General features: G+C 67.9%; 21 protein-coding genes. 8 read left to right on the forward strand and 13 right to left on the reverse strand.

The features are described from left to right. Positions 1-96: 96 nt before the first annotated feature. The 11 genes from ASF51_RS00350 to ASF51_RS00400 form a co-directional block, all read right to left on the reverse strand. Positions 97-1,182, reverse strand: a complete 1,086-nt coding sequence (locus ASF51_RS00350; RefSeq protein WP_055923634.1) for a BMP family protein — start codon at positions 1,180-1,182, stop codon at positions 97-99. A 147-nt stretch (positions 1,183-1,329) separates the two neighbouring features. Then, positions 1,330-2,046, reverse strand: coding sequence for a VOC family protein (locus ASF51_RS00355; RefSeq protein ID WP_055923638.1), 717 nt, complete (start codon positions 2,044-2,046; stop codon positions 1,330-1,332). Beyond that, positions 2,043-3,641: an amidohydrolase family protein gene (locus tag ASF51_RS00360; protein WP_082479423.1), complete on the reverse strand. Its 1,599-nt coding sequence runs from the start codon at positions 3,639-3,641 to the stop codon at positions 2,043-2,045. The genes ASF51_RS00355 and ASF51_RS00360 overlap by 4 nt, the downstream gene beginning before the upstream one ends. Positions 3,642-4,021: 380 nt before the next feature. Next, positions 4,022-5,311, reverse strand: coding sequence for a thymidine phosphorylase (locus ASF51_RS00365; protein WP_055923641.1), 1,290 nt, complete (start codon positions 5,309-5,311; stop codon positions 4,022-4,024). Between the two features lie 55 nt (positions 5,312-5,366). Then, entirely contained in the window at positions 5,367-5,810 is a 444-nt protein-coding gene (locus tag ASF51_RS00370; RefSeq protein WP_055923643.1) for a cytidine deaminase, read from the reverse strand. 10 nt (positions 5,811-5,820) lie between these two features. Next, on the reverse strand, positions 5,821-7,104 hold the full coding sequence (locus tag ASF51_RS00375; protein ID WP_055927629.1) for an ABC transporter permease: 1,284 nt from the start codon (positions 7,102-7,104) through the stop codon (positions 5,821-5,823). A gap of 107 nt (positions 7,105-7,211) precedes the next feature. Beyond that, positions 7,212-8,498, reverse strand: coding sequence for an ABC transporter permease (locus tag ASF51_RS00380; RefSeq protein ID WP_235497090.1), 1,287 nt, complete (start codon positions 8,496-8,498; stop codon positions 7,212-7,214). Further along, a complete protein-coding gene (locus ASF51_RS00385; RefSeq protein ID WP_055923645.1) occupies positions 8,495-10,030 on the reverse strand; it encodes an ABC transporter ATP-binding protein in 1,536 nt (511 codons plus the stop codon). The genes ASF51_RS00380 and ASF51_RS00385 overlap by 4 nt, the downstream gene beginning before the upstream one ends. 106 nt (positions 10,031-10,136) lie before the next feature. Next, positions 10,137-11,216 (reverse strand): BMP family protein, encoded by a 1,080-nt coding sequence (locus ASF51_RS00390; RefSeq protein WP_055923648.1) that lies wholly within the window; start codon positions 11,214-11,216, stop codon positions 10,137-10,139. Positions 11,217-11,394: 178 nt separating this feature from the next. Beyond that, positions 11,395-12,450 carry a BMP family protein gene (locus tag ASF51_RS00395; protein ID WP_055923651.1) on the reverse strand — a complete coding sequence of 352 codons (1,056 nt, stop codon included), beginning with the start codon at positions 12,448-12,450 and terminating at the stop codon, positions 11,395-11,397. Positions 12,451-12,560: 110 nt separating this feature from the next. Beyond that, a complete protein-coding gene (locus tag ASF51_RS00400) occupies positions 12,561-13,679 on the reverse strand; it encodes a mannose-1-phosphate guanylyltransferase (RefSeq protein WP_055923654.1) in 1,119 nt (372 codons plus the stop codon). A gap of 141 nt (positions 13,680-13,820) precedes the next feature. Between ASF51_RS00400 and ASF51_RS00405 the strand changes: the two genes are divergently transcribed. The 8 genes from ASF51_RS00405 (at position 13,821) to trpS (ending at position 21,736) form a co-directional block, all read left to right on the forward strand. Beyond that, entirely contained in the window at positions 13,821-14,972 is a 1,152-nt protein-coding gene (locus tag ASF51_RS00405; RefSeq protein ID WP_055923657.1) for a glycosyltransferase family 1 protein, read from the forward strand. A 164-nt stretch (positions 14,973-15,136) separates the two neighbouring features. After that, positions 15,137-15,568, forward strand: a complete 432-nt coding sequence (gene sdhC, locus ASF51_RS00410; RefSeq protein ID WP_082479639.1) for a succinate dehydrogenase, cytochrome b556 subunit — start codon at positions 15,137-15,139, stop codon at positions 15,566-15,568. A 2-nt stretch (positions 15,569-15,570) separates the two neighbouring features. Then, on the forward strand, positions 15,571-16,023 hold the full coding sequence (locus tag ASF51_RS00415; protein WP_055923663.1) for a succinate dehydrogenase hydrophobic membrane anchor subunit: 453 nt from the start codon (positions 15,571-15,573) through the stop codon (positions 16,021-16,023). A gap of 11 nt (positions 16,024-16,034) precedes the next feature. Continuing rightward, the gene (gene sdhA / locus ASF51_RS00420) at positions 16,035-17,837 is read left to right on the forward strand and encodes a succinate dehydrogenase flavoprotein subunit (protein WP_055923666.1); all 1,803 of its coding nucleotides are present in this window, start codon (positions 16,035-16,037) and stop codon (positions 17,835-17,837) included. Then, the gene (locus ASF51_RS00425) at positions 17,838-18,596 is read left to right on the forward strand and encodes a succinate dehydrogenase iron-sulfur subunit (protein WP_055923669.1); all 759 of its coding nucleotides are present in this window, start codon (positions 17,838-17,840) and stop codon (positions 18,594-18,596) included. Positions 18,597-18,700: 104 nt separating this feature from the next. Continuing rightward, on the forward strand, positions 18,701-19,810 hold the full coding sequence (locus ASF51_RS00430; RefSeq protein WP_055923672.1) for a YihY/virulence factor BrkB family protein: 1,110 nt from the start codon (positions 18,701-18,703) through the stop codon (positions 19,808-19,810). A 9-nt stretch (positions 19,811-19,819) separates the two neighbouring features. Next, positions 19,820-20,668: an exodeoxyribonuclease III gene (locus tag ASF51_RS00435; protein WP_055923675.1), complete on the forward strand. Its 849-nt coding sequence runs from the start codon at positions 19,820-19,822 to the stop codon at positions 20,666-20,668. Between the two features lie 57 nt (positions 20,669-20,725). After that, positions 20,726-21,736: a tryptophan--tRNA ligase gene (gene trpS, locus ASF51_RS00440; RefSeq protein WP_055923678.1), complete on the forward strand. Its 1,011-nt coding sequence runs from the start codon at positions 20,726-20,728 to the stop codon at positions 21,734-21,736. 16 nt (positions 21,737-21,752) lie between these two features. Here trpS and ASF51_RS00445 read toward each other — a convergent pair whose 3' ends face one another. Both ASF51_RS00445 and ASF51_RS00450 read right to left on the reverse strand, forming a co-directional pair. Next, the gene (locus tag ASF51_RS00445) at positions 21,753-22,883 is read right to left on the reverse strand and encodes an aromatic acid exporter family protein (protein ID WP_235497091.1); all 1,131 of its coding nucleotides are present in this window, start codon (positions 22,881-22,883) and stop codon (positions 21,753-21,755) included. Between the two features lie 9 nt (positions 22,884-22,892). Next, entirely contained in the window at positions 22,893-24,725 is a 1,833-nt protein-coding gene (locus tag ASF51_RS00450; RefSeq protein WP_055923683.1) for a hypothetical protein, read from the reverse strand. Positions 24,726-24,734 lie beyond the last annotated feature (9 nt).

Raw genomic sequence — 24,734 nt, forward strand, 5'->3', positions numbered from 1 at the left:
CTCAGGGAACGGCGGGCAGGACTGCCCTTCGACAGGCTCAGGGAACGGTGGACAGGACTGCCCTTCGACAGGCTCAGGGAACGAGGGAACGGCGCGCTACGGAACCGACGGGCTGTCGACGGTGATGCCGCCGTCGACGATCTGCACCCGCAGGGCCTCGATCTCGTCGGCGAGCGCCGGGTCGACCTTCGACTCGTAGTCGTGGAACGGCGAGATCGCCACTCCCCCGTTGGCGAGGGTTCCGATGTACGTCTCCTTCGAGAAGTCGCCGGCCTCGGTGTCCTCGATCACGGTCGCGATCGACAGCGGCATGTCGCGGGCGATCGAGGTGAGGAACAGGTCGGCGTACTCCGGCGCGCTGGTGTACATGTCGGTGTCGACGCCCAGCAGGGCGACCGGCGCCGAGGAGTCGCGGATGGCCTCGGCCGTTCCCTGGTAGATCGGTCCGCCCACGGGCAGGATCACATCGGCGCCCTGCTGGATAAGGCCCTCCGAGAGGACCTTGGCGGCGTTGATGTCGGTGAAGTTGCCCGTGAACGAGCCCTCCTGCGTGTCGAAGTCCCAACCGAGCACCTTCACGTCGGTGCCCTTGTCCTCGTTGTACCGGGCCACGCCCAGCGCGAAGCCGTCCATGTACAGCGTCACGGGCGGGATCTGGGCCCCACCGAAGGTGCCGACCATGCCCGACTTCGAGTAGCTCGCGGCCGCGTAGCCCACGAGGTAGCCCGACTGCGAGGTGTCGAAGAGGATCCCCTTCACGTTCGGCAGGTCGATCGAGTTGTCGTCGATGATGATGAAGTCGACGTCGGGGTTGGCCTTCGCCGACTCCTCGGTGGCCGCGGCCAGCAGGTAGCCTGCCGCGACGACCACGGTGCAGCCCTGGTCGACCAGGTTCTGGATGTTCGGCGCGTAGTCGCCCTCGGATGCGGACTCGACCTTGATGTGGTCGGTGCCGAGCGCGTCGGCGGCGTCGGTCACGCCCTGCAGGCCGAGCGCGTTGAACGACTTGTCGTCGAAACCGCCCTCGTCGGAGACGATGCAGGGCAGGAAGTCGCTTGCCGCCGCATCCGTCGAACCGGATTCGGCGGGGGCCGACGAGCAGCTGACGAGAAGCAGCGAGCCGAGCGCAAGGGCGGCTGCGCCGGCGGCGGCGCGGCTGCGACGGGTGGTGAATGAAGCCATGGGTGATCCTCCAGGAATGCGGTGTGTCGGGTGGTGCGAAACGGGAGCCGGATGCGGCGGGTGGGGTTCGTGGATGCGACGGGTCACGTCGCTGAGGTCAGTTGGGCGGCGGCGGCCCCCGACCGCGGTCGCCGTCGGACTGCCCGGTCATCGCGGAGTCTCCACCCAGGCGTAGATCTCCCAGATGTAGCCGTCGGCATCGAGGAAGTACGTCGATCGCGCGCCCCACTCGAACACCGCCGGCGGGCCGCTCGCCTCGAGGCCGCGGTCGAGCAGCGCGCGGTACAGCTCGTCGACCTGCTCACCCGTGGAGAGTTCGATCGCGAGCATCAGGTGCCCGGTCGACGGCGCGAGGTCGAGCTCCGACGCCTGGGCGAGCGGCGACTGCAGGTGCGTCGCGCCCTCGTAGAGCGTGAGGGTGACCTCCCCTGCGGAGAAGACGCGGGCGCCCTCGACCCGGTCGGTCACCTCGAAGCCGAGCAGCAGCAGGAAATCCGTGGTCGCGTCGAGGTCTGTCACGGTGAGGTCGATCTCGCTCAGGCGCCGGATGCCGTCGGCCGAGTCGCGCAGGCGCAGAACGAAGCCGTCGGGGTCGACGAGCAGGCGTCGCTCGCCGGCGCGCTCCAGCGCCTCGGACTCGAGGTCGAGGGTGAGCGAGAAGGGCTGACCGGCTCCCGCCGGATAGCTCGGGCCGACCGTCTCGGCGATGCTCGGCCTCGTCCACATGGCGAGGCGCGGGCCGGTACCGAGCACGAAGTCGGCGAAGCGCACGTTGCGCATGCGCCGCTCGAGGCCCAGCGCAGAGTAGTAGGCGTCGCTCGCGTCGACATCGCTGATCACGAGGCAGGCATCGTCGATTCTCACGGCGTGCTCCAGTCGGTGTGCTGAGTGGGAGTAGGAGTGGGAGTTGAGGCAGCGGGGCCTGGAGCGGAGACGTCGGACTGCTCCAACGGCCACGGGGTCTGGGATGCCCGCCGATGCACCTCGGAGACGAGCGGAACCAGCCGGGCGTTCGCCTCACGCATCCGCTCGCCCTCTCTGCGGTAGTCCGCGGCCAACGCGCGGAACTCTGCGAGGATCGCCGCCTCGTCGACCCGCGTCATCCGGCCGCCCTGCACCACCAGCTCACCGTCGACCCAGACCTCGGCGATCGACGATCCGTTCTCCGAGAAGACGAGCTGCCGCGCGGTGTCGCCCGCGGGGGTGAAACTCGTGGTCGCCTCGAGGTCGAACACCACGAAGTCGGCGACGCGACCGGGCTCGAGCGCGCCGACCGTGTCGGGAAGCCCCGTGGCCCGGGCGCCGCCGCGCGTCGCAGCCCACAGGACCTCGTCGCTCGACGGCCATGTGGCGGGGTCGGGATCCGTGAGGGTGTGCAGCAGCGCCGCCTGCTTCACGACCTCGAGCATGCGAAGCGAATCGTTGCTCGCGGTGCCGTCCGTGCCGAGGGCGACGGTCGCGTCCTCCGAGTGCAGGCGACGCCAGGGCAGCACCCCCGAACCGAGTTTGAGGTTCGAGAGGGGATTGTGCACGATCGACGCCGACGACGATCCGAGCAGCTCGATGTCGTTATCGGTGAGCCAGATGCCGTGCGCGAGCGTGAGATTCGGGGTGTCGAGGATTCCCAGCGCGGCCAGGTGCTCGACGATGGTGGCGTCGTAGCGCTCCTGCCCCACGATCGCCTGCAGCTTCGTCTCGAGCAGGTGCATGTGCAGAACGGCCCCGTACTCCTGTGCGAGCTCCGCGGACCCGGTCATGAGTTCGTCGGAGGAGCGCTGCGGCGCGCTGGGGGCGACCGCGAAGCGCAGGCGTCCGTACTCCCGCCCGTGGTGCCGGTCGAAGGCGGCGCGGCAGAAGCGCAAAAACCTCTCCACCACGTACGGCCCGGTCGATGCGGCCTCGCGGGCCTCGGTCAGCTGCTCGGGCGTGAGCAGCCGATCCACGAAGGGAAGCCGGTCGACCGGCGCGACGTCGGCGATGCCGCCCGTGCAGGTCGCCCTGATCCCGAGCTCGGCGTACGCGTCGAAGACGGCGGCCAGCGACTCCGCCGACTGCACGGGCAGTTCGCCGACGTCGTCGAGCAGGCTCGTGGTGCCGCCGCGCAGCGCATCCATGCCCGCCACCAGCGTGCGCAGGTAGACGAGCCTGTCGGGAACCGGCACCGCGTCGATGACCGGATAGGTCTCGAGGCTCCACAGCTCGAGCGGCAGGCGCTCGCTCGTTCCCCTGAAGAGCGACTCCCACGAGTGCATGTGGGCGTTCACAAATCCGGGCGTGATGAGAAGGGTCTGCGCGTCGATGACCCGGGCATCCGGCGGCACCTCGAGATCGGGGCCGACGGCAGCGATGAGGGCGCCGTCGATCAGCAGGTCTCCGCGGAACGGTCGGGAGCGGTTCGCGTCGTCCATCGCGATGAGCGTCGCATTGCGCCAGAGGGTCTTCGTGGCCGGGAGTTTCATGGGTCTCCAGTGATTCCGGGCACGCCGAAGACCTCCACGACGGAGGTTCTGTCAGACGGACCGGAGCGATCGGGTCGATGGTGTCGCCGGTGCGGTTGTCGCGCGGGCGACCGGATGCGAGGGGTGCGGCGGCGCAGGCCTCACCCGGCGGCAGACGGCCGATGCGAGACGGAGCTCTCCCTCGAGACGGAGGCGGCTATGAGCCCAGGCAGTAGACGGAGACGTTGTGCGCGCCGCTTCGGCGACGCAGGCAGAACCACGGCATGAAGCTGCGGCTCGCGGCGATCTCGGTCATGTTCTCGAGAGTAGCCCGCCCGTGTAACAGCGACGTTTCGCCGAGGCAACAAGTGCGTTGCCTCGCAGGTACTCGATCAGCGCGATTACTCGATGCGCTCCGCGACCAGCGGGCCACGAGGGGTCCACTCGGCGGCCTCGCCGATGCTCCAAGCCCCCTCGACGGCCTCGAGAGCGCGCTCGAAGCGCTCCGGCTCGTCGGCCGAGAGTGTGAAGAGCGGCTGGCCCGCCGTCACCGTGTCGCCCGGCTTGGCGTGCAGGTCGATTCCCGCGGCGTGCTGCACCGGGTCCTGGGCGCGGGCCCGACCGGCTCCGAGCCTCCACGCGGCGATGCCGAAGGGAAGCGCCTCCTGCGCGAGGAGCACGCCGTCGCGGTCGGCGGTCACGACGTGGGTCTCCCGCGCGACCGGCAGGGCCGCATCCGGGTCGCCGCCCTGGACCTCGATTACTCGACGCCAGGTGTCCATGGCACGGCCGTCGGCCAGCGCCTTCTCGACGTCGGCATCGGGCTGGCCGGCGAGACGCAGCATCTCGCGGGCGAGCGCGATGGTGAGCTCGACCACGTCGGCGGGGCCGCCACCGGCGAGCACCTCGACCGACTCGCGCACCTCGTTGGCGTTGCCGATGGCGAACCCGAGGGGAACGTTCATGTCGGTGAGCAGCGCTGTGGTCGCCACGCCGGCGTCGTTGCCGAGGTCGACCATGGTGCGGGCGAGTTCGCGCGACTTGTCGATGTCGACCATGAACGCGCCCGACCCGAACTTCACGTCGAGCACGAGCGAATCGGTGCCCTCGGCGATCTTCTTCGACATGATGCTCGAGGCGATCAGCGGGATGGCCTCGACCGTGCCCGTGATGTCGCGCAGGGCGTAGAGTTTCTTGTCGGCCGGAGCCAGGCCGGAGCCCGCGGCGCAGATGACCCCGCCGACGTCGCGCAGCTGCGCGAACATCTCGTCGTTCGTGAGGTCGGCGCGCCAGCCCGGGATGCTCTCGAGCTTGTCGAGGGTTCCACCGGTGTGGCCGAGGCCGCGGCCCGAGAGCTGGGGAACGGCGACGCCGAACGAGGCGACCAGCGGCATGAGCGGCAGGGTGATCTTGTCGCCCACCCCGCCCGTGGAGTGCTTGTCGACCGTGACCTTGCCGAGGCCTTCGAAGCTCATGCGCTCGCCCGAGGCGATCATGGCGAGGGTGAGGTCGCGGATCTCCCGACGCTCCATGCCGTTGAGCACGATGGCCATGGCCAGGGCGGCCATCTGCTCATTGCCCACGAACCCACGGGTGTAGGCGTCGACCAGCCAATCGATCTCGGCGGTGCTCAGAGTCTTGTGATCGCGCTTGGTGCGGATGAGGTCGACGGCGTCGAAGGATTCAGACACGGGGTGGAGCCTTTCTGGTTGTTCCCTTCGACACGCTCAGGGAACGGAGGGGGTGTTAGTGCGTCTCGACGTAGGCCTGCAGTGTTCGCGGGCCGAAGGCATCCGGAAGCACCTCGTCGATCGTGCGGATGCCCGAGACGGTCTGCAGGAGCATGCCGGGAGCCGAGTGCTCGTAGAGCAGCTGGCGGCAGCGGCCGCAGGGCATCAGGGCGTTGCCGTCGCCGTCGACACAGGTAAAGGCCACCAGGTGCCCGCCACCCGTCATATGCAGCGACGACACGAGGGCGCACTCGGCGCAGAGCGTGAGGCCGTAGCTGGCGTTCTCGACGTTGCACCCCGAGATGACACGGCCGTCGTCGACGAGTGCGGCCACCCCGACGGGGAACTTCGAGTAGGGCACGTAGGCCTTGGCCATCGCCACGAGCGCCTCTGCCCGCAGCACGCCCCAGTCGATTGCGGATGCCTGCTCGGTGCCGGATGCCTGTTCGGTGTCGGTCATGTCGGCCCTCCTAAGACTTTATGTACGGTTTACCGGATGCGGCAGGCCCTCGGACACGGCCGACCACCCCCGCCACCGCGAAGATGGTGACCAGGTAGGGCAGCATCAGCATGAACTCGCTGGGAACGGGCGATCCGATGATCGAGAGCACGCTCTGCAGGTTCGAGGCGAAGCCGAACAGCAGGGCGGCGAGCGTCGCGCGGATCGGATCCCAGCGGCCAAAGATCACCGCGGCCAGGGCGATGAATCCCGCACCGGCCGTCATCTCCTTGTTGAACGAGCCGACCGAGCCCATGGTGAAGTACGCACCGCCCAGGCCCGCGATCGCCCCGGCGAGCGAGACGTTCCAGAAGCGCGTGCGGGCCACGTTGATGCCCACGGTGTCGGCCGCCTGCGGGTGCTCGCCCACGGCGCGGAGGCGGAGGCCCCAGCGCGTCTTGAACAGGGCGAAGAACACCACGGCGACGGCGATGTAGAGGATGTAGACGATGATGGTCTGCCGGAACAGCACCGGCCCGAGAATCGGGATCTCGCTGAGACCGGGGATGGGAAGCCTCGGCAGGCGGATGGTGCCGCTGTTGTTGAGCAGCTCGGTGTTCTTCGACAGAACCTGCGAGTAGAGGAAGCTCGTGAGGCCGGTGACGAGCACGTTGAGCACGACGCCCACGATGACCTGGTCGACGAAGTACTTGATCGAGAAGGCGGCGAGCACGAACGAGACGAGCACTCCGGCCGCCATCGCGGAGAGGAGGCCGAGAACGGGCTGGCCCGTGACCGAGGCCACGATGGCCGAGACGAACGCGCCCGCGAGCAGCTGACCCTCGATCGCCACGTTCACCACTCCGACGCGTTCGGAGATGACTCCTCCGAGGGCACCGAACACGAGCGGCACGCTCAGGCCGACCGCACCGACCAGCAGGCCGGGAACCGGGATCGTGGCACCCGCCGATGCCCAGGTGAGGAAGCCCACGAGGAACAGCACGGCGAAGACGACGGTGACCCAGAGGCGCACCGGTCGGCTGCGCGAGACGAGAAACGCGCTGTACGCGGCGAGGGCCACGAGCAGCACTGTCAGCACGATGCCCGTGGCGCGGGTCGGCGCCTGGATCGTGGGGATCTGGAAGAAGTCGGAGTCGGTCGAGAGCCGGAAACCGCTCGTGCCCTCGCGGCCGAAGACCACGAAGAGCAGGATGGCGATGATCGAGAAGATGCCGAAGGCGATCGGCGCCTTCCAGCTCTTCACGACGGTGGTCTCGAGAGCCGGCGGCAGCGAATCCGGGTGGTTGTGCTGCAGGGGCGCGTCCGCGACGGCCGTCTTCAGCTCGGTGCGGCTGACGTTCTCGTCGACGATGGGGCGTTCTGCGTTCACGGCGTCTCGTCCTTCGCGGGGGTCGTCGATGCTCACTTGGTCACCGCCGCGGTGGAGGTGCGCGGGCGTCTGAGGCTGATGCCGCTGGGCTTCGGAAGTCGGAACACCGCGCGCACGAGCGGCGGCGCGGCGATGAACAGCACGATGAGCGACTGGATGACGACCACGATGTCGATGGGGATGCCCTCCGACGCCTGCATCGCGAATCCACCGGCCTTGAACGCGCCGAACAGGATGCCCGCGAAGAAGATGCCCCAGGGCTTCGACCGGCCGAGCAGCGCCACGGTGATCGCGTCGAATCCGATGCCCGCGTCGATGCCCGAGCTGAATCCGGTGGTGACCGTTCCCAGCACCTGTGCGACGCCGGCGAGACCGACGAGGCCACCCGAGAACAGCATCGCGTAGATGTACATCTTGTTCACGCTGATGCCGGCGACGCGGGCCGCGTTCGGGTTCTCGCCCACCGCCCGGAACTGGAATCCGAGGTTCGAGCGGTTGAGCAGGTACCAGACGTAGACGGTGGCCGCGATCACGAAGATGAAGCCCCAGTGCAGGTTGAACTGCGGGCCGAGCAGGTCGGGGAAGACCGCCGTCGGCAGCGCCGCCGGCGTCTTCGGGTTGTTCGAGCCGGGAGCCTGAAGGAGTCCAGGCGTCTTCAGCATGAACGAGATGAGGTAGAGGGCCACGAAGTTGAGCATGATCGTGACGATCACCTCGTGCGCACCCGTGCGGGCCTTCAGCAGACCGACGATTCCACCCCAGAGGGCGCCGCCGATGATTCCGGCCGCGACCGCCAGGATCAAGTGCAGACCGTAGGGGAGCTCGAACGACCAGCTGACCCATCCGGCGCAGGCGGCCGCGATGAGCATCTGGCCGCGGCCACCGATGTTGAAGAGACCGACACGGAAGGCGAGGCCCACACCGAGACCGGCCGCGATCAGCGGTGTGGCGAAGGTGAGCGTCTCGGTCAACGGCTTGATACCGGCGATGAAGCCGGGGCGACGGAAGTTGTAGACGGCGCCCTGGAACAACGCCGTGTAGGCGCCGGAGACCGAGTCCCAGACGGCCTTGACCAGGTCGCCGGGACGGGCGAAGAAGTACCCTGCAGCGGCTGACACCTTGTCGTCGGTGAGGGCGATCAGGATTCCACCGGCCAGCATGGCCAGCACGACCGCCAGCACGGAGATCATGGCGCTGCCGCCGACGATCTCGCGCATCACGCCGTGCCAGCGCGGCTCCGGGGTGGATGCGTCGGGCTTGGCGGGCGGGGAGGCGACGGGTGGGCCGGAATCGACGGGTGGAACTGTGGGCTGGCTCACGCTGCCGCTCCTTCGGGTGGGGAGGTGACGGAATCGGGGACTTCGCCGGCCATCATGAGGCCGAGCACATCGCGGGGCGTGTCACCCGGAACGATGCCCACGATGGTGCCGCGGTACATCACGGCGATCCGGTCTGCGAGGGCGACGACCTCGTCGAGCTCGGTCGACACGACGATCACGGGAATGCCGGCGTCGCGGGTGGCGACGATGCGCTTGTGCACGAACTCGATCGAGCCGACATCGATGCCTCGCGTGGGCTGCGCGGCCATGAAGAGACGCAGATCGCGGCTGAGCTCTCGGGCCAGCACGACCTTCTGCTGGTTTCCGCCGGAGAGGCGGCCGACGGGCGTGGTGATGCCCTGGCTGCGCACGTCGAACTCCTTCGACTTCTGCTCGGCGAACTCGTTGAGGTAGTTGAGCTGAAGGGTGCCCGCCTTGACGAACGGCGGTCCGTCGCTGCGGTCGAGCATGAGGTTCTCGGCGATGGTGAACTCCCCGACGAGTCCGTCCTCCTTGCGGTCCTCGGGTACGAAGCCGATGCCGGATGCCAGCACCTGCTTCACCGAGAGCCCGCGGATCGACTTGCCGTCGAGGGTGATCTCTCCGCGCACGCGTGACTGGAGGCCCATGATCGCCTCGGTGAGCTCGGTCTGGCCATTGCCCTGCACCCCGGCGATCGCGAGGATCTCGCCCGCCCGCACGTCGAAGCTGACGTTGTTCACGACGAGCTGGCCGTGGGGGTCGATGACCGAGAGGTTGGAGACGACGAACGCGTCGGCGCCGGGCTGGGCGGGGTCTTTGTGCACGGTGAGCTCGACGGCCCGGCCGACCATGAGTGAGGCCAGCTCGGCGTTCGTCGCCGTGGGCGACGCCTCGCCGACGACCTTGCCGAGCCGGATGACCGTGATGCGGTCGGCGACTTCGCGCACCTCGCGCAGTTTGTGGGTGATGAAGACGATGGATGTGCCGGCAGCCTTGAGCTGTCTCATGATCGTCATGAGCTCGTCGGTCTCCTGCGGGGTGAGCACGGCTGTGGGCTCGTCGAACACGAGCACCTTCGCGTCACGCGACAGGGCCTTGATGATCTCGACCCGCTGCTGCACACCGACCGGAAGATCGTCGACCAGCGCATCCGGATCGACGTGGAAGCCGAACCTCTCGCTGATCTCGCGCACCTTCTCGCGCGCGGCACCGAGGTCGAGCACGCCGGCGGCATTCGTCTTCTCGTGGCCGAGCATCACATTCTCTGCGACGGTGAACACGGGGATGAGCATGAAGTGCTGGTGCACCATGCCGATGCCCGCGGCCATGGCATCTCCGGGACCGGCGAAGTGCTGCACGACGTCGTCGAGCAGGATCTCGCCCTCTTCTGCCTTGTAGAGGCCGTAGAGCACGTTCATCAGGGTGGACTTGCCCGCGCCGTTCTCGCCGAGGAGACAGTGGATCTCCCCCGGTTCGATCGTGAGGTCGATGTGGTCGTTGGCCGTGAGGGCGCCGAAGCGCTTCGTGATGCCGCGGAGTTCGAGCTTCATAGGGACAATCTACCCATCCGGTCGATGCGTGAAGAGGGGACTTAACGTGGTCGGGGGACCAGCCGTGGCTGGCCCCCCGATCTCACGCGGGTGGAACTGGGTGCGACTACTCGCTCAGGTACGAGGTGACGGTGATGTCGCCCGAGATGATCTTCGCCTTGATGTCGTCGATCTCGCCCTGGAGCGAGGAGTTGACCTTCGACTCGAAGTCGTGGAACGGCGCCATGCCGACTCCGTCGTTCTCGAGCGTTCCGACGTAGGGCTCGTTGCTGAAGCTGCCGGCGGCGGCGTCGGTGACGACCGCGTTGGTGGCCGTCTTGATGCCCTTGAGGATCGACGTCAGGTAGAGGTCCTTGTAGGTGGGGTCGCTCTCGTAGAGGTCGGAGTCGACGCCGACGAGTGCGATGTCCTTACCGGACTCCTGGATGGCGACGCCGGCGCTCTGGTAGATCGGTCCGCCGACGGGGAGCAGGATGTCTGCGCCCTGGTCGATGAAGTTCTGAGCGGTCGTCTTCGCGACGTCGTTGGCCTCGAAGCCACCGGTGAAGGTCGCGGAGTCGGGGTTAGCGAGGTCGTAACCCAGAACCTTGACGTCCTTCGACTTCTGCTCGTTGTAGTACTTGACGCCCTGGGCGAAGCCGTCCATGAAGATCGTGACGGTGGGGAAGTTCATGCCGCCCCAGGTCGCGACGATGCCCGACTTGGAGTAGTCGGCGGCCGCGTAGCCCGCGAGGAATGCGGCGCCGGCGGTGTCGAACGTGATCGGCTTGACGTTGTCTGCATCGATGCTCGCGTCGTCGATGATCGCGAACTCGACGTCGCTGTTGGCCTCGGCCGCGGCGGAGGTCGCATCGGCGAGCGCGAAGCCGACGGTCACGATGAGCGAGCAGCCCTGGTCGACGAGGCTCGAGATGTTGGGCGCGAAGTCGGTCTCGGAGTTCGACTCGACGGTCACCGGCTCGACGCCGAGCGACTTGGCGGCCTCGTTGAGGCCCTCGAAGCCCGCCTGGTTGAACGACTTGTCGTCGAATCCACCGGCGTCGGAGACCATGCAGGGCAGGGCCTTGGCGTCGGCGGAGTCGGTCGAATCGGTTTCTGCCGGCGCGGATGCGCAACCGGCGAGGAGAGCGGCGAAGCCGAGGGTGGCGATGCCACCCATGGCGGCACGGCGAATGGTCTTGCTCAAGGTGTCCTCCAAGGATTGCCCCGCTTCAGATGCGGAGCGCAGGGCTGTGTGGTCTCTCACGTTACCTAATGTGACGCGCGGCTTGCGGCCCGCGGACGGCATCGCGGCCCAGTCGTTACAAAGACGCGTTCGCGCCGAAACAACCCCGAAATGTTCACCGGAGAAAAGCCCCGAAAGACTACGGCGTGCTGGGGCTGGTGACCTCGAGCGCGCCCGAGACGATGTCGTTCTTCAGCCCATCGAGCTCGGCCTGCAGATCGGCCGAGACCGCCGCAGCCTTGTCGTGATACGGAGCCAGAGCCACTCCCCCGTTCTCGAGCGTTCCCACGAACGGCGTGTTGTCGAACGTGCCGTCGAGGTCGTCGCCCACGATCTGCACGACGGCGTCACCGGTGTTCTTGAGCACGCTGGTCAGCACGATGGGCTTGTACGACGAGGGCAGGGTCTCGTAGCCGTCGTTGTCGACCCAGATGATCGACACGTTCGGGTTCTCGAGGGCGGCGGCCGCCGCGCCCTCTCCGACCTGGCCCGCGACCGGGAGGATGACGTCGGCGCCCTGGTCGATGAAGGCCTGCGTCGTGACCTTGCCCTTGTTGATGTCCTCGAAGTCGCCCGTGAACACGCCGTCCTGGGCGTCCTTGTTCCAGCCGAGAGCCTGGACCGCCGTGCCGTGCACCGCGTTGTACTGGGCGACGCCGTCGACGAATCCGTCCATGAACAGGGTCACGGGAGGCTGGTTTCCGCCGCCGAACGTGGCGACCTTGCCCGTCGCGCTCGTTCCCGCGGCCAGGTAGCCGGCGAGGAAGGCCGCCTGCGCCGTGTCGAAGACGATCGGCTTGATGTTCTCGCCGTCGACCTGCTCGTCGACGATGGCGAAGTGCACGTCGGGGTTGGCCTTCGCCTCGGCCGAGGTCGCGTCGGCGAGCTCGTAACCGACCGTGAGCACGAACTGGCATCCGCTGTCGACGGCCTGGGTCACGTTCGGCGCCAGGTCGGTCTCGTTCGTCGACACGATGACCTCGGCGTCGATCGAGAGATCGGTCTTGGCCTTCTCGAGGCCCTCCCAGCTCGACTGGTTGAACGAGCGGTCCTCGAGACCGCCGGAGTTGGTGACCATGCGCGCGCAGTAGTCGCTGGCCGTCTCGGTCGTCTCGGGCGCCGGAGCGCATCCGGCCAGCACCAGGGCCGAAGCGGCGAGAACGACGACGGAGCGCAGGACAGTTGAGGTCGACATAGCCAAAAGACTAGTCGCACGCGCGTTCCCTGAGCTTGTCGAAGGGGCCCTTCGACCTGCTGCCTTCGACAAGCTCAGGGAACGGGAGCGGGGCTCAGGGAACGGTGGGGTCAGAGGACGTCGCCCGAGCCGCCGAGGCGCAGGGCGTCGACGACCGACTTGACCCGCTGGGCATGCTCGCTGGTCGTGACGAGCAGCGCATCCGGTGTATCGACGACGACGATGTCCTTCACGCCGATGAGGCTGATCACGCGGCCGCTCTGCGAGACCACAACGCCGCTCGACGAATCGGACAGCACGCGGGCGTTCTTGCCGAGGATCGCGAGCTCCGAGCCGCGACCGGTGGAGTGCAGCTTGGCGATCGAGGCGAAGTCGCCCACGTCGTCCCAGCTGAAGTCGCCCGGAACGACCGCGAGCGTGCCGTCGAGTGCTGCCGGCTCGGCCACGGTGTAGTCGATGGCGATCTTCTTGAGCTTGGGCCAGACCTGGTCGACGACGGCCCCGCGACGCGGAGTGTCCCAGGCCTCGGCCAGCTCGAGCAGACCGGCGAGCAGCTCGGGTTCGGCCTTGCCCAGCTGTTCGAGCAGCTTGTCAGCGCGGGCGATGAACATGCCGCCGTTCCAGAGGTACTTCTTGCTCTTCAGGTACTTCTTGGCCGTCTCGAGGTCGGGCTTCTCGACGAAGCGCTGGGCGACCATCGCGGTCGGGGCCCCGGGCAGGTCGAGGGCGTCTCCGGTGAGGATGTAGCCGAACCCCACCGAGGGCTCTGTCGGCGTGATGCCGATGGTCACGATGTAGCCGGCGTCGGCCGCGTTCACCGCCTGCACCACCGTGTCGCGGAACGCCTCGGTCTGGGTGATCACGTGGTCGGCGGCGAAGGAGCCGATGATGACCCCCGGTTCGCGCTGCTGAAGGATGGCGGCGGCGAGTCCGATGGCCGCGGACGACTCGCGCGGCTCGCTCTCGAGGACCACGTTGATGTCCGCGAGCTCGGGAATCTGCTTCTCGACGGCGGCGCGGTGGGCGCGGCCTGTGACCACCATCACCCGCTGCTCGCCCGAGATGGGAGCGAGCCGCTCCCACGTGTCGCGCAGGAGGCTGCGACCCGAGCCGCTGAGGTCGTGCAAGAACTTGGGCGCGTCGGCGCGCGAGAGCGGCCAGAGTCTCGAGCCGATTCCTCCGGCCGGAATGACGCTGTAGAAACGGTCCATCGCAGAGTTCTCAGCCATGGCCCCACCCTACCCATCCGGCGTCGCTCGCGATTGAACGAATGCTCACCTGGCCGCCACCCGTCATTAACCCGTCCGCCACACTCCGCTCGTAGCGTTCAGAACGTGCCCGGTGCATCCCCGGGCCGACGGGAGCAGTCCATGAGAGTCGCCGTCGTCACGGAGAGCTTTCTGCCCACGGTCAACGGCGTCACCAACAGCGTCTGCAAGGTGCTCGACTTCCTCGCCGACGCCGGGCACGAGGCCATCCTCATCGCCCCGGCCGCCCGGAACACGCCCTCGAGCTACCGGGGGTTCACGATCCACGCGGTGCCGGCGGTGGCCTACCGGCAGTTCCCCGTCGGACTCCCCCATCCCCAGGTGCAGAAGGTGCTCAGCGCGTTCGGCCCCGACGTGCTGCACGCCGCGTCGCCGTTCCTCCTCGGCGCGCAGGCGATCGCCGCGGCGAACCGCATAGGCGTGCCGAGCGTCGCCATCTTCCAGACCGACGTCGCCGGTTACGCCAAGCGCAACCACCTCGGCAAGGCCGCCGCCCTGGCCTGGCGGTTCGTTCGGTGGATCCACGAGGCCGCCGATCTCACGCTCGTGCCCTCGTCGAGCTCGGAGCACGACCTCGTCGCCGCCGGCGTCACCCGACTGGCCCGGTGGGGCCGCGGCGTCGATACCGAGCGATACCACCCGCGGTTGCGCACGCATCCGGATGCCGTCGACCTGCACACCCGGCTGTCGCCGAACGGCGAGGTCGTTCTCGGCTACGTCGGCCGCGTCGCTCCCGAGAAGCAGCTCGAGCGCTTCGACCAGCTGCGCGGCATCGACGGCATCTCGCTGGCCATCGTCGGCGACGGCCCCTCGACGCCGTCGGTGGGGCGGCTGCTGCGCGGGATGCCCGTGACCTGGCTGGGCAGGAAGGGCGGACACGACCTCGCGGTCGCCTACGCGAGCTTCGATGTCTTCGTGCACACCGGCACCGAGGAGACGTTCGGGCAGACCATCCAGGAGGCTCATGCCGCCGGTCTGCCCGTGGTGGCCCCGCGCGCCGGCGGCCCCGTCGACCTGGTGCACGACGGGAGCGACGGGTACCTCTTCGATCCCGACGCGCGGTCGGGAGACACGAGCATGCGCACCCTGGTGGAGGACCTCGTCGTCTCGACCGACCTGCGCCTGCGCATGGGAGAGTCCGGACGCCGCGCCGTGCGGGCGACGACGTGGAATTCCGTCTGCACCGAGCTTCTCGGCCACTACTCGGCGGTTATCGCTGCACGACGGCCGGTTCCGGTCGGCGAGGCAGTGTAAGCGGCGAAGCGGCTTAGGGATACCTAACAAGCACGACCGGTGAGAACTTATAAACTGGAGACCATCTTCGCCTTCGCCCGATCCTGAACCACCTGCACGAGTAGACCGGCACGACCGCGACGAGCCATCTCCAGCACGGCTTACTCAACCAAGGAGGGTTGTTCGTGTCCAGAACCGAGACAGGAACCCATGCGCCAGGATCCCTGGCACCCACGGGCAAGAGGCCTCAGGGCACTCTGTACCGCGGGCGAGAGGGAATGTGGTCATGGGTGCTTCACCGCATCACGGGCATCGCCATCTTCTTCTTCCTCCTCGTGCACATTCTCGACACCGCGCTGGTGCGCGTCGCCCCCGAGGCGTACAACGCCGTGATGAGCACGTACAAGAACCCGATCATGGGCCTCGGCGAGACGGCGCTCGTCGGCGCCATCGCGTTCCACGCCTACAACGGAATCCGCATCATCCTCATCGACTTCTGGACCAAGGGTCCGAAGTACCAGAAGGTGATGTTCTACGTCGTCATCGGCCTCTGGGTCGTGACGATGGCCGGATTCGTTCCGCGCCACCTGATCAACGTCTTCAGCGAGGTGGGTTGATCATGGCGACCACGATCGACGCTCCCCGCAGCCCGTACTCCCGCGCCCCGCGATCGCGCGGCATCAACTGGGAGAAGTGGGGCTGGATGTACATGCGCGCCTCGGGCCTCGTGCTCGTCGTGCTCATCTTCGGCCACCTCATCGTGAACCTCGTTCTCGGCGACGGCATCAAGGCGATCGACTTCGCCTTCGTCGGCGGCAAGTGGTCGAACCCGTTCTGGCAGGTCTGGGACTGCCTCATGCTCTGGCTCGCCATGATCCACGGCGCCAACGGCATGCGCACGCTCGTCAACGACTACGCATCGCACCGCACCACCCGGGGCATCCTCAAGGGCGCCCTGCTCTTCTCTGTCATCGTCCTCATAACGCTCGGAACTCTTGTGATCTTCACGTTCGACCCCTGCCCCGCCGGCGCACCCGCCGATCTCCTCGCCTCGTTCTGCTCGGCGAGCTGACGGCGACCGCTATGACCGAATACGCAGACGGATCCGTCGTCGACGGAGTTCACTACCACCAGTTCGACATCGTCATCGTGGGCGCCGGCGGCGCCGGAATGCGGGCGGCCATCGAGGCCGGGCCCAAGGCGAAGACGGCAGTCATCTCCAAGCTCTACCCGACCCGCAGCCACACCGGCGCGGCGCAGGGCGGCATGGCCGCCGCCCTCGCGAACGTCGAGGAGGACAGCTGGGAGTGGCACACCTTCGACACCGTCAAGGGCGGCGACTACCTGGTCGACCAGGATGCCGCGGAGATCCTCGCGAAGGAGGCCATCGACGCGGTCATCGACCTCGAGAACATGGGTCTGCCCTTCAACCGCACGCCCGAGGGCAAGATCGACCAGCGTCGTTTCGGCGGGCACACCCGCGACCACGGCAAGGCGCCCGTTCGTCGCGCCTGCTACGCGGCCGACCGCACGGGCCACATGATCCTGCAGACGCTGTACCAGAACTGCGTCAAGTTCGGCATCAACTTCTTCAACGAGTACTACGTGCTCGACCTCGTGATGGTCAGCGACGGTTTCGGCGGGCAGAAGCCGGCCGGCGTCGTCGCCTTCGAGCTGGCCACCGGCGAGATCCACGTCTTCCAGTCGAAGGCCGTGATCTTCGCGACCGGCGGTTTCGGCAAGATCTACAAGACGACCTCGAACGCCCACACACTCACGGGAGACGGCGTCGGGATCATCTGGCGCAAGGGCCTCCCGCTCGAGGACATGGAATTCTTCCAGTTCCATCCGACCGGCCTGGCCGGGCTCGGCATCCTGCTCTCCGAGGCCGCCCGCGGCGAGGGCGCGATCCTGCGCAACAGCGAAGGCGAGCGGTTCATGGAGCGCTACGCCCCCACGATCAAAGACCTTGCTCCCCGTGACATCGTCGCCCGCTGCATGGCTCTCGAGATCCGCGAGGGTCGCGGCGCCGGTCCACACAAGGACTACGTCTACCTCGACATCACTCACCTCGACCCCGCGGTCATCGACGCCAAGCTGCCCGACATCACCGAGTTCGCGCGCACCTACCTGGGTGTCGAGCCCTACACCGAGCCGGTGCCCGTGCTCCCCACCGCGCACTACGCGATGGGCGGCATCCCCACCAACATCCAGGCCGAGGTGCTCTCCGACAACACCACGGTCGTTCCCGGCCTCTACGCCGCCGGCGAGTGCGCGTGCGTCTCGGTGCACGGCTCCAACCGCCTCGGAACCAACTCCCTGCTCGACATCAACGTGTTCGGCAAGCGCGCCGGAAACGCCGCAGCCGAGTACGTGCAGACGGCGCCCTGGGTCGAGCTGCCCGACGACCCCGCGGCCGGGGTGCGCGAACTCATCGAGAACGCGCGCAACTCCAACGGCACCGAGCGCATCGCGGTCATCCGCCGTGAGCTGCAGGAGTCGATGGACCGCAACGCCCAGGTCTTCAGAACTGAAGAGAGCCTGACCGAGGTGACCGAGGTCATCCACAACCTGCGCGAGCGCTACAAGAACATCCTCGTTCAAGACAAGGGCAAGCGGTTCAACACCGACCTGCTCGAGGCCGTCGAACTCGGCTTCCTGCTCGACCTCGCAGAGGTCGTGGTCTACTCGGCGCGCAACCGCAAGGAGAGCCGCGGAGCGCACATGCGCGAGGACTACCCGACCCGCGACGACGTGAACCACATGCAGCACACCATGGCCTACCTCTCGGGCGACCCCATGTCGGCCGACGCCGGCGACCACATCAGACTCGACTGGAAGCCGGTCGTCGTGACCCGCTACCAGCCCATGGAGAGGAAGTACTAAATGAGTACAGCAACCCTGGATTCTCCGCCGGCCCCCGCTGACGACGTCATCCCCACCTTCACGGTCACGCTGATCGTTCGTCGGTACAACCCCGACACCGACGAAGAGCCCACGTGGCAGGACTTCGACGTCGAGATGTACCCCACCGACCGCGTGCTCGACGCGCTGCACAAGATCAAGTGGGAGCAGGACGGGTCGCTGACCTTCCGCCGCTCGTGCGCCCACGGCATCTGCGGGTCGGACGCAATGCGCATCAACGGCCGCAACCGCCTCGCCTGCAAGACGCTCATCAAAGACCTCGACATCACGAAGCCCATCTACGTGGAGGCCATCAAGGGTCTGCCGCTCGAGAAGGACCTCGTCGTCGACATGGAGCCGTTCTTCGCGTCGTTCCGTGAGGTGCAGCCGTTCCTCATCTCGTCGTCGAAGCCCGAGAAGGAGCGCCTGCAGTCGGCCACCGAGCGCGCACGCTTCGACGACACGACGAAGTGCATCCTCTGCGCCGCGTGCACGTCGAGCTGCCCGGTCTTCTGGACCGACGGGCAGTACTTCGGCCCTGCGGCCATCGTCAACGCCCACCGCTTCATCTTCGACAGCCGCGACGAGGGAGCCAACGTGCGCCTCGACATCCTCAACGACAAAGAGGGCGTGTGGCGCTGCCGCACCACCTTCAACTGCTCCGAGGCGTGCCCCCGCGGCATCCAGGTGACCCAGGCCATCGCCGAGGTCAAGCAGGCCATCATGCGAGGCAAGCCGTAGCGCCTGCCCCTCAAGCACTGAGCGTTTCGCACGCTCGTCGCAATGTCGGAGCGGTCGGCGTCAAGTGGGAGCGCGGATGTGCTCGGGCTGAATAGGGTGGGTAGGTGAGCGACAACAGCACCTCCACCGAGAAACCGGCCACCGGCATCCCTGCACTCGTGCAGAAGGTCATGAAGCTGAAGCCCGTGCGGGTGTTCCAGCACTACGCCTCGAACGGCGGGCCGCTGATGGCCGCGGGCATGTCGTATCAGGCCCTCTTCGCCGTGTTCGCCGCGCTCTGGGCGGGATTCTCGATCGCGGGACTCGTCCTGGCGTCGAACCGCCCCCTTCTCGAGGAGCTGATCTCGGTGATCAGCAGCGCCGTGCCCGGCCTCATCGGAGACGGCGGCGCCGTCGACGCAGACGCCCTGCTCAACACTCCCGCGCTCAGCTGGTCGAGTGCCATCGCCCTGGTCGGACTCGTCTTCACGGCCCTCGGCTGGCTCGCGTCTGCGCGAGACGCCATCCGGCGCATCTTCTCGGTCGGCCCCGACACCACCTTCTTCCTTCTGCTCAAGCTGAAGGATGCCGGGCTCGCGCTCGGTTTCGGCATCGTGCTGGTGGTGTCGGCCGGCATCAGCATCGGCAGCACGACCCTCATCGGTCTGGCGTTCGATCTGTTCGGCATCGACAACACGTCCGGCTTCGCCGTAGTCGTGGCCCGCATCGTGGGCCTGCTGATCGCGTTCGCCCTGGACGCGCTCGTGCTGCTGGTCTTCTATCGAGTGCTGACGGGCATCCGGATCCCCTTCCGCCGCGTGATCAGCGGAGCACTCATCGGGGCGGCGGCCCTGGGCGTGCTGAAGGCGCTCGGAGGTCTGCTGCTGGGAGGAGCGAGCAACAACCCGCTCATCGCCTCGTTCGCCGTGATCGCCGGTCTGCTGATCTTCTTCAACCTGATCTGCCAGGTGATCCTGATCACCGCCGCCTGGATCTCGGTCGGGGTCGACGATGTCGGCCTCGACGTTCGCGGTCTCTCGCCCGAACAGCTCGAGGCGGAGGCGGAGCTGAAGCACGCCGAGGCCCGCGTGGTGGTGGCCGCCGCCGAGCGGCAGCGCCTCGAGGACGAGCTCCGCGACGCCCGCGGACTGCGACGCCGTGGCCTCTCGCGCAAGCTCAAGGCGGCGGTGCGCGAGGAGTCGAGACTGAAGGACGAGACCCCGACACCTCGCTAAACTATTCGGATGTCCTCGTCGAACTCTGGCACCCCTCTCCGCATCGCATCCGTCAACGTCAATGGCGTGCGCGCCGCATTCCGCAATGGCATGGGCGCGTGGCTCGACGAGCGGGAGGTCGACATCCTCGCCCTGCAAGAGGTGCGGGCGGCCACGAGCGACCTCGAGAACCTGCTCGGCGACGAGTGGGACATCCTGCACGACGCCGCGACGGCCAAGGGGCGGGCCGGTGTCGCTTTGGCGAGCCGCAACAAGGCATCCATTCACCGTGTTGCGCTCGGCGCCGATGACTTCGACAGCGCCGGACGCTGGCTCGAGGCCGACTACGAGGTGGGCGACAAGGTCGTGACCGTCGTGTCGACCTACGTGCACTCCGGCGAGGCCGGAACGCCGAAGCAGGTCGAGAAGTACAAGTTCCTCGACGCGATGGTCGAGAGGCTGCCTCTGCTGAAGGAGCACAACCCGCTCGCCGTCGTCGTGGGCGACCTGAACGTCGGCCACCGCACCCTCGACATCAAGAACTGGAAGGGCAATGTGAAGCGCGCCGGCTTCCTGCCCGAGGAGCGCGCGTACTTCGATCGCTTCCTCGGCGCCGAGGGCGACCCCGACTACAACGCGGGCGCGGGCTTCGGCTTCGTCGACATCGGCCGGCGCGCCGCCGGAGAGGTCGAGGGTCCCTACACGTGGTGGTCGGCCCGCGGCCAGGCGTTCGACAACAACACGGGTTGGCGCATCGACTACCAGCTCGCCACGCCCGACCTGGCGGCCACGGTCACGAACTATTCGGTCGACCGCGCCGCAAGCTACGCCGAGCGCTGGAGCGATCACGCTCCGGTGGTCGTCGACTACGCACTCTAACTCCCCCTCCCTTCGACAGGCTCAGGGAACGACACCAACTCAGGGAACGACATACCCATGACTGCCAAACCACGCCTTCTCTCCGGCATGCAGCCCTCGGCCGCATCGCTTCACCTCGGCAACTACATCGGCGCGCTGATGAGCTGGAAAGCCCTGCAGGAGACCCACGACGCGTTCTTCTTCATCGCAGACCTGCACGCCATCACGGTTCCTCAAGACCCGGCGACTCTGCGCGAGAACACCCGTCTCACCGCCGCCCAATACATCGCCGCCGGCATCGATCCGGCGAAGTCGACCCTCTTCGTGCAGTCGCAGGTTCCGGCGCACGCCCAGCTGGCGTGGGTGCTCAACACCCTCACCGGTTTCGGCGAGGCGAGCCGCATGACCCAGTTCAAGGACAAGGCGGCCAAGCAGGGCTCCGATGCGGCGTCGGTCGGACTGTTCACGTATCCGATCCTGCAGGCCGGCGACATCCTGCTGTACCAGGCCGCCGAGGTTCCGGTCGGAGAGGACCAGCGACAGCACATCGAACTGACCCGTGACCTCGCGACCCGCTTCAACGCGCGCTTCGGCGAGACCTTCCGCATCCCCGAGCCCTACATCCTCAAGGAGACGGCCAAGATCTTCGACCTGCAGAACCCGCAGTCGAAGATGTCGAAGTCCTCGGAGTCGCCGGCCGGCATCGTGTGGCTGCTCGACGACGCCAAGACCACGGCGAAGAAGATCATGCGGGCCGTGACGGATGCCGATGGCCGGGTCGTGTACGACCGCGAGGCCAAGCCCGGGGTCGCCAACCTGCTCACCATCTTCTCGGTGCTCGGCGACGTGCCCATCTCGTCGCTCGAGGAGGACTTCGCGGGACGCGGATACGGAGACCTGAAGAAGGCTCTGGTCGAGGTGGTCGAATCGACCCTCGGTCCGGTTCGCGAGCGCACCCTCGAGCTGCTGGCAGACCCGGCAGAGCTCGACCGCATCCTTGCCGCGAATGCCGACCGCGCGAACGAGGTGGCAGCGGCCACCCTCGCCGACGTCTACGAGAAGGTCGGCTTCCTGCCGCGCTCCAGTTGAACCGTGAGGCGGAGCGTCAGGGTCTGACGCTCCGCCCCGCCTCCACGATCACCTCGTGAACGCGGCGCAGGTCTTCGATGAGCGAGCCGATCAGAATCCAGTGGGTCGGGCTCGGAGTGATTACCCGGAGCGGCGCTGTCAGGGCGGGCACCTCGCTCGTGAGCGGCTCGGGCTCGTCGCCGTCGAGGTCCGAGTCCTGCATCACCAGGCGCAGGTCGTGGGCCGCCCGGGTCATCTCGTCGGCCAGCCCCGTGACGGTGCTCTCGGTGTGCAGTGACTCGTCGTAGTTGTCGGCGAGACCTCTGACCATGCCGGGCACCCGGCCGACGATCACCCCGAGCATGGCGAGCAGGTCGTCGTCGAGTTCGAGAGCCTCGGAGTTCGTGCGGCGTCGCGGGTTGAAACGCAGGCTCTCCTCCGCACTCGTGACCGCCGCGCGGGCCTTCGCGAGCATCGGCGCGAGCAGGCGCACCTCGACGAGGGCCTGATTGCGCTGCGCGGCGGTCGACGGCTCGACGAGCAGCTGTGCGAGGCCGTCGAGGCACGCGGCGGTCTCCTTGCCGAGCGCGGCCACCGCGTCGTGGGCGGGCTGGAGTCTGACGGGCGGCACGACGACGAGGTTCACGGCCACGGCGACCAGCGCGCCCAGAGCCGTCTCGATGATGCGTCCGCCCGCGTAGCCCGGGGTCTGCGCTCCGATCGTGAGCACGAGCATGGCGCTGATGGGCAGCTGAACGGTGGTCGACTGACTCAGTCGCAGCGCCCAGCCCGTGAGCAGCGCGAGCACGATCGAGAGCAGCACGATCCAGGTCGACTGTCCGAACACCAGCCCGACCAGGTAGGCGATCACGACTCCGACGATGACGCCGACGGTGCGCTCCAACGCCTTGGCGAACGACTGGTTCACACTGGGCTGCACCACGATGATCGCGGCGATGGCCCCGAAGACCGGCAGCTGAGCGGGCAGGATCGCGAGGCACACGATCCACGCGAGGGATGCCGCGACACCCGTCTTCACGATCTGGAGCAGCGGCGCCCTGTCGTCGGACTGCAGCACTCGGGCGTAGCGCGCAGGGGCCAGCCCCGCCTCGACCATCCGCCTGGCGAACGCGCCCCGTCTGGGGCTCTCGGCAGGGGGACGGGTCACGCCCCCAGCCTATTCCTCGGCCAGGCGGTCGTTTCCGGCACCGGCTCCCGGGCGCAGCTCGATGCGCGTGACCTGGCCGGGACCGAGCTGCACGGGAATCGCCTCGCCCGGCACGCTCACCGCACGTCGCGCGGCGCTCAGGTTGCCGACGATCAGCACCATTCGGCCTCCGGCCTTCGGCGCGGCAGCGATCACGGCGAGCCCCGGCGCGCTCGCCTCGATCAGGGACGCGCCCTCGAGCTGCGACAGCCAGGTGAGCGCCTGGACAGCTTGCGGATGGCTCGCCGCACGCCGGCCCCACTCCTCGACGAAGCAGAGGGTTAGCACCGTGGGGGCCGCTAAGGCCGCAACGCTCGCCACGAGCCACGCGGCAAGCGATGCCGAGCCCGTCCGTGGATCGCTCGCACCCTCCACCAGCGCAGCGCCGTAGCCTGCCTCGAGGTCGGAGCCGGGAGCCTGCGGCGCGGGCGTGGTCGCTACCGCATTGAAGCGGGCCCCGAGGGTGATCGGTCCGATGTGCAGGGGTCGGCCGTCAGCGAGCCGCCGAGCCGCCCCCACCACCTGCCGCTGCATGGCCACCGACTCGACGAGCTGGTGGCCGGACGTGTCGTGCATGAACGGCGTGATGCTGAACGCGATCGGTCCCCGCCACGAATCGAGGCGATCGATGCCGCGGTTCAGCTCGGTGAAGTGGGCGCGGGTTCCCGCAACGACCTGGACGTCGAGACCACGGGCGTCAAGTGCCGCCACGAGGGCACGCGACGTGTCGGTGTCGGCCAGGTGTCCCGCTCCCCCGAACAGCCCTATGCGCGCGAAGCGGCCCGATGGATGCGCCGCGAGGGCGTCGAGGACGGGCTCGGCCGCGCCGACACCGGCGGCGATGAGCCTCACATCGAGCTGTCGATCGCCCGCGTCGCGAATGGCCCGTTCGAAGGCCGCTCCCCAGTTCGGCGTGGCCGGGTCGAGCTCGACCAGCAGCTCTCGCGCCCATGGGGCCTGCGGCCCTTTCTCGTCCCCCCCGGGCGCCGTCGAGGCCATGGTCGTGAGCCGGGGAATCGTCGTGCCCGGCAGGCGCGCGATCAGGGTGAGCGGCACGGTGTCGGCGATGTCGTCGATCTCGTGGTCAGCCGCACCGTTCCATCCTGCCGGTGCAGGCGAGCAGGAGAGCGTGAGCGACTGCTCGATCACGTCGCCGGCACGAACTTCGACCGGGAAGGGCATCGACAGCGGGGTGGAGTACGTCTTGTACGAGGCGTCGGTCCAGTTGCGCTGGTCCTCCATCTCGAACACGTCGCCGCTCAGCTCGAGGCGGCATCCCACGGGGTCGCCGGCGCCCCCTCCCGTCCACGAAAGGGCCCGGATGTCGAGGGCCGGCTGGTGGGGAGAGATCTCGATCGGAAATGCCGTGTTCGTCGACCCGCTGTCGGGATGCTCCACCGTCAGTTCCCGGCCGGCGAGCTCGGGCGAGTGCAGAACGATCAGGCCGAGCCTGTTGCGCATCAAGTCGGACGCGGCCTCGGCACGCACGGCCACGGTGAGGGTCTCGTCGCTCGTTTCCACCGTGAGGCGCCAGCGCACGAGAGCGTCGCCCTGCTCCGCGCTTCCGTGGAGTAGGAGCCGCCCGCCCCCTTCGGAGCCCTCGATACGTTCGACGCTCGAGCGCAGGGTTCTCCAGTCGCGGTCTCGCACGACGACGCGCACGCTGCGCAGCACCGGCCTGCCCGCGTGTCGGATGTCGTCGAGCTCGCCAGCGCGGAGCTCGACCTGCCAGGGACCGCGCCGAATACGAGTCGTCGTCAGCTCGTCGGCGCGGAGCAGATCGGCTGGAGGAGAGGTGAGCATGGTCGACCG

Source organism: Agreia sp. Leaf283, assembly GCF_001422485.1.
Taxonomy (GTDB): domain Bacteria; phylum Actinomycetota; class Actinomycetes; order Actinomycetales; family Microbacteriaceae; genus Agreia.